The sequence below is a fragment of the uncultured Azohydromonas sp. genome, assembly GCF_937926365.1.
Taxonomy (GTDB): domain Bacteria; phylum Pseudomonadota; class Gammaproteobacteria; order Burkholderiales; family Burkholderiaceae_C; genus Azohydromonas.
In genome coordinates, this window is sequence record NZ_CALAOH010000181.1 from 1 (window position 1) to 5,801 (window position 5,801).

Sequence of the window (5,801 nt, forward strand, 5' to 3'; positions counted from 1 at the left end):
TCGGCCACCGTGCGCCGCGTCATCAACATGACGGCCCTGGCCGTGGCGGACGTGGCGGCGGCGCAGCGCGAATCCTGAGCGGCCGCCGGGCCTGGTGCTGAAGGCCAGGGCCAGGCCCTTCAGTGCCAGCGCAACGAGTCATTGGCCGCCCGGCACGTGGGGCAGGCCAGGGCGGCGGTGGCGATCCCACGGCAGCCCTGGCAACCGGAGCAACACCATGGACACGGCAACCTCTCCCAGGGGTGAGCAGCAGGACAGCCGGTCACCCCACCAGCACCGCATCGTCGTCGTGGGCGGTGGGGCCGGCGGGTTGGAACTGGCGACGCGCTTGGGCGACACGCTGGGCCGGCGCGGGCTGGCGCAGGTCACGCTGATCGAGAAGGCGCGCACCCACTTCTGGAAGCCGCACCTGCACGAGATCGCCGCCGGCACCGTGGACCTGCACACCCACGCCGTGGACTACATGGCGCAGTCGCACTGGCATTGCTTCCGGTACCGCCTCGGCGAGATGACGGGCCTGGATCGCACGCGGCGCGAGGTGCACGTCGCGCCGTACATCGACCCGGACGAGGGCGAGCAGGTCGCCGCGCAGCGCGTCTTTGCCTACGACACGCTGGTGATCGCGGTGGGCAGCCTCAACAACGACTTCGGCACGCCGGGCGTGCAGGAGCACGCCATCCTGCTGGAGACGCCGGCGCAGGCCGAGCGCTTCCACCGTCGCCTGGTCAACGCCTGCCTGCGGGCGCATGCGCAGAGCGCACCGCTGAGGCCAGAGCAGTTGCAGGTGGCCATCATCGGCGCCGGCGCCACCGGGGTGGAACTGGCGGCGGAGCTGCACCAAACGACACGCACGCTGGTGTCCTACGGCCTGGACCGCATCGACCCCGAGCGCGACATCCGCATCAACGTCATCGAGGCCGGTCCGCGCATCCTGGGAGCGCTGCCCGAGCGCATGTCGGCCTCGGCGCGGCAGCTGTTGGAGAAGCTCCACGTGCGCGTGCGCACCAATGCCAAGGTCACGGCGGTGACGGCCACCGGCGTGCAACTCGCCAGCGGCGAGACCATTCCCGCCGAGCTGGTGGTCTGGGCCGCGGGTGTCAAGGCGCCGGACTTCCTGGCCCGGCTCGACGGGCTGGAAACCAACCGCATCAACCAGCTCGTCGTGCACCCTACCTTGCAGACGACGCTGGACGAAAACGTCTTCGCCATCGGCGATTGCGCGGCGGCGCCCTGGCTGGGCCGCGAGGGCACGGTGCCGCCGCGTGCGCAGGTGGCCCACCAGCAGGCCTCGCACCTCGTCAAGCAGATCCGGCGCCGGCTGCGCGCTCAACCGCTGCAGCCCTGGCACTACCGCGACTTCGGGTCGCTGGTGTCGCTGGGCAAGTACTCCACCGTGGGCAATCTCATGGGCTCCCTGGTGGGCGGCAACATGTGGATCGAAGGGCTGTTCGCACGCTGGATGTACCAGTCGCTCTACAAGCTGCATGAGCTGGCGCTCCACGGCCCCTGGAAGACTTCACTGGGCACCGCGGCCCGCTTCATCGCGCGGCGCACGGTGCCGCGGGTGAAGCTGCACTGAGCGAAGAACGGGATCGAAGCGCCGCGAAGCCGCGGTGTGTGGCCGTGCAACACGCCGTGCGCTGAAGTGTCGCGCGTGCCTGCAACGCCCCGTCTGAACAACATCTTCCTGGCGCGATTTGTGGTGATCATTCTTCCTGGCGCGCCTCCCATGGCCGCCCCCGAGCCGACCTCTTGAAGAGCACCAAGGCACGCTCCCCCGTGCAGGCCTGATGGACACCCGGTTGCCAAGCATGCCCGATTCGTCATGGTGGCGCGATTTGCAACCTTCCTGGCCGCCACCGTACCGCGCCGGCACCTACGCTAGGCGACGAATCGAAGCCGCGAGAGGACGCCAGTCCACGAACCGGGCACCGCCGCCGAGCCTGGCCTGAAGGGCCCCCACGACACGAGCGAGACGACATGCAAGCACTCAAGACGCGGATCGACCCGCGCTCCGCCGAATTCCGCGCCAACGCCGACGCCATGCACACGCTGGTGCACGACCTGCGCGCCAAGGTGGCCGAGAGCGCCCAGGGCGGCGGCGAAGCGGCGCGCGCCAAGCACACGGCGCGAGGAAAACTGCTGCCGCGCGACCGCGTGGCGCAACTGCTGGACCCGGGCGCGCCGTTCCTGGAGATCGGCCAGCTTGCGGCCTACGGCATGTACGGCGGCGACGCGCCGGCAGCCGGCGTCATCGCCGGCATCGGCCGGGTGCAGGGCGTGGACTGCATGATCGTGGCCAACGACGCCACGGTGAAGGGCGGCACCTACTACCCGATGACGGTCAAGAAGCACCTGCGCGCGCAGGAAATCGCGCAGGCGAACCATCTGCCGTGCATCTACCTGGTGGACTCGGGCGGCGCCTTCCTGCCCAAGCAGGACGAGGTGTTCCCGGACCGCGACCACTTCGGCCGCATCTTCTTCAACCAGGCCAACATGTCGGCGCAGGGCATCGCGCAGATCGCGGTGGTGATGGGCTCGTGCACGGCCGGCGGCGCCTACGTGCCGGCGATGAGCGACGAAACCGTGATCGTGCGCAACCAGGGCACGATCTTCCTGGGCGGCCCGCCGCTGGTGAAGGCCGCCACCGGCGAGGTGGTCAGCGCCGAGGACCTGGGCGGCGGCGACGTGCACACGCGCATCTCCGGCGTGGCGGACCACCTGGCGGAGAACGATGCGCACGCACTCTTCATCGCGCGGCGCATCGTCGCCAACTTCAATCGCCGTCAACCTTCGACCGTCACGCTGGAGCCCAGCGAGGAGCCGCTGTACGACCCCGCGGAGCTTTACGGCGTGATCCCGCAGGACACGCGCAAGCCCTACGACGTGCGCGAGGTCATCGCGCGCGTGGTGGACGGCTCGCGCTTCGACGAGTTCAAGGCCCGCTATGGCGCCACGCTCGTCACCGGCTTCGCGCGCCTGTACGGCATGCCGGTGGGCATCGTGGCCAACAACGGCATCCTGTTCGGCGAGTCGGCGCAGAAGGGCGCGCACTTCATCGAGCTGTGCTCGCAGCGCGGCATCCCGCTGCTGTTCCTGCAGAACATCACCGGCTTCATGGTGGGCCGCAAGTACGAGAACGGCGGCATCGCCAAGGACGGAGCCAAGATGGTCACGGCCGTGGCGACCGCCCAGGTGCCCAAGATCACGATGCTCATCGGCGGCTCCTTCGGCGCGGGCAACTACGGCATGTGCGGCCGGGCCTACTCGCCGCGCTTCCTGTGGATGTGGCCCAACGCGCGCATCAGCGTCATGGGCGGCGAGCAGGCCGCATCGGTGCTGGCGACGGTGCGGCGCGAGGGTATCGAGGCCAAGGGCGGCGCCTGGAGCGCGCAGGAAGAGGACGCGTTCAAGGCGCCCATCCGCGCGCAGTACGAGGAGCAGGGGCATCCGTACTACGCCACGGCCCGGCTGTGGGACGACGGCGTGGTGGACCCGGCGCAGACGCGCCGCGTGCTGGGCCTGTCGCTGGCGGCCACGCTCAACGCGCCCATCCAGCCGACCAAGTTCGGCGTCTTCCGCATGTAAGGCCGGCAGAGGAGACACGCATGTTCAACAAGATCCTGATCGCCAACCGGGGCGAGATCGCCTGCCGCGTCATCAAGACGGCGCGCCGCCTGGGCATCGCCACGGTGGCCGTGTATTCCGAGGCGGATGCCAACGCCCGCCACGTGCGCCTGGCCGACGAGGCCGTGCTGATCGGCCCGGCGCCCGTGCGCGAGTCGTACCTGCTGGGCGAGCGCATCCTGGAGGCGGCGAAGCAGACCGGCGCCCAGGCCATCCACCCGGGCTACGGCTTCCTGTCCGAGAACGAGGATTTCGCCGAGGCCTGCGAGGCCGCCGGCATCGCCTTCATCGGCCCGCCCGCGTCCGCCATCCGCGCCATGGGCAGCAAATCCGCCGCCAAGGCGCTGATGGAGAAGGCCGGCGTGCCGCTCACGCCCGGCTACCACGGCGACAACCAGGAGCCTGCATTCCTGGCGGGGCAGGCCGAGCGCATCGGCTATCCGGTGCTGATCAAGGCCAGCGCCGGCGGCGGCGGCAAGGGCATGCGCCGCGTGGACCGCGCGGCGGACTTCGAGGCCGCGCTCGCCTCGTGCAAGCGCGAGGCGATCAATGCCTTCGGCAACGACCACGTGCTGGTCGAGAAGTACGTGCTCAAGCCGCGGCATATCGAGATCCAGGTCTTCGGCGACAAGCACGGCCACTGCGTGTACCTGTTCGAGCGCGACTGCTCGGTGCAGCGCCGCCACCAGAAGGTGCTGGAAGAGGCGCCCGCGCCGGGCATGACGCCGGAGCGCCGCGCCGCCATGGGCAAGGCCGCCGTGGACGCGGCCAAGGCCGTGGGCTACGTCGGCGCCGGCACGGTGGAATTCATTGCCAACCAGGACGGCTCGTTCTACTTCATGGAGATGAACACCCGGCTGCAGGTCGAGCACCCCGTCACCGAGATGATCACGGGGCTGGACCTGGTGGAGTGGCAGCTGCGCGTCGCTTCCGGCGAGCCGCTGCCTCTCAGGCAGGAGCAGTTGTCCATCGACGGCCACGCGCTGGAGGCGCGCATCTACGCCGAGGACCCGGACCGCGGCTTCCTGCCCTCCACCGGCCGCCTGGTGCACCTGGCGCCGCCGCCCGAGAGCGACCACGTGCGCGTGGACACCGGCGTGGAGCAGGGCGACGAGATCACGCCGCACTACGACCCGATGATCGCCAAGCTCATCGTGTGGGGGGCGGACCGCCGCCAGGCGCTGTCACGCATGCGCCAGGCGCTCAGTGCGTACCGGGTGGTGGGCGTGCAGAACAACGTGGAGTTCCTGTCGCGCTTGGTGGCCGTGCCCTCGTTCGCCCATGCCGACCTGGACACCGGGCTGATCGAGCGCGAGCAAGCCTTGCTGTTCCCGGCCGCGGGCGACGTGCCGGCCGACGTGTGGCTGCTCGCCGCGCTGGCGGAACTGCTGCGCGAGCAGCGCCTGGCGCAGAAGGCCGCGGCCAGCGCGCCGGATGCGGGCTCGCCGTGGCGGCTGCTGGACGGTTGGCGGCTCAACGGCAGCGCCGTGCGCCAGCTCTCGCTGCGCCTGGGCGAGGCGGTGCAGGACGTCGCCGTGTCGGTCGTGCCCGGCGGCTACGAGTTCAACCTGGCGGGGCAGCGCGTCTTCGCCCGAGGCACGCTGGGAGCAGACAGCGAGTTGATGGCGCAACTCGGCGAGCGGCGGCTGCGGGCCGCGGTGGTGGCCGCCGGCGAGCGGCGCCAGGTGTTCTTCGAAGGCCGCTCCTGGCCGCTGGCGATGGTGGACCGGCTGCACGTGGGCGGGGAAGGCGAGGAAGCCGAGGGCGGCTTGCGCGCGCCCATGCCCGGCAAGGTGATCGCGCTGATCGCGCAGCCCGGCGCCGCGGTCGAGAAGGGCGCGCCGCTGCTGGTGCTGGAGGCCATGAAGATGGAGCACACCATCAGCGCGCCGCGCAAGGGCGTAGTGAAAGCCTTCCGCTTCGCGCCGGGCGACCAGGTGGCCGACGGCTCCGAGCTGCTGGAATTCGAAAAGGCCGAGTGATGCCAGCGCTGCGCATCGCTCGGGCCGGGCCGAGCCGATGAACAGCCAAGTGTTCGACACCATCAAGGAGACAAGCGATGAAGATTCTGGTGCCCGTGAAACGGGTGGTGGACTACAACGTCAAGGTCCGCGTGAAGAGCGACGGCTCGGGCATGGACCTCGCCGGCGTGAAGATGAGCATGAACCCCTTCG

At 70.2% G+C, this 5,801-nt stretch carries 3 protein-coding genes and 1 pseudogene; all 4 read left to right on the forward strand.

The annotated features are described in order from the left end of the window. The first annotated feature begins 217 nt into the window (after positions 1–217). The gene (locus Q0741_RS19740; protein WP_298234903.1) at positions 218–1,579 is read left to right on the forward strand and encodes an NAD(P)/FAD-dependent oxidoreductase; all 1,362 of its coding nucleotides are present in this window, start codon (positions 218–220) and stop codon (positions 1,577–1,579) included. A gap of 401 nt (positions 1,580–1,980) precedes the next feature. Beyond that, positions 1,981–3,588: a carboxyl transferase domain-containing protein gene (locus Q0741_RS19745; RefSeq protein WP_298234904.1), complete on the forward strand. Its 1,608-nt coding sequence runs from the start codon at positions 1,981–1,983 to the stop codon at positions 3,586–3,588. Between the two features lie 20 nt (positions 3,589–3,608). Next, the gene (locus Q0741_RS19750; protein WP_298234905.1) at positions 3,609–5,609 is read left to right on the forward strand and encodes an acetyl/propionyl/methylcrotonyl-CoA carboxylase subunit alpha; all 2,001 of its coding nucleotides are present in this window, start codon (positions 3,609–3,611) and stop codon (positions 5,607–5,609) included. A 77-nt stretch (positions 5,610–5,686) separates the two neighbouring features. Next, a pseudogene (locus tag Q0741_RS19755) lies at positions 5,687–5,801 on the forward strand (electron transfer flavoprotein subunit beta/FixA family protein); the annotation flags it as partial.

Bases quoted from the DNA above. Each gene is read 5' to 3' on its own strand.
- Q0741_RS19740 (WP_298234903.1), top strand. From the start codon at position 218: ATGGACACGGCAACCTCTCCCAGGGGTGAGCAGCAGGACAGCCGGTCA.
- Q0741_RS19745 (WP_298234904.1), top strand. From the start codon at position 1,981: ATGCAAGCACTCAAGACGCGGATCGACCCGCGCTCCGCCGAATTCCGC.
- Q0741_RS19750 (WP_298234905.1), top strand. From the start codon at position 3,609: ATGTTCAACAAGATCCTGATCGCCAACCGGGGCGAGATCGCCTGCCGC.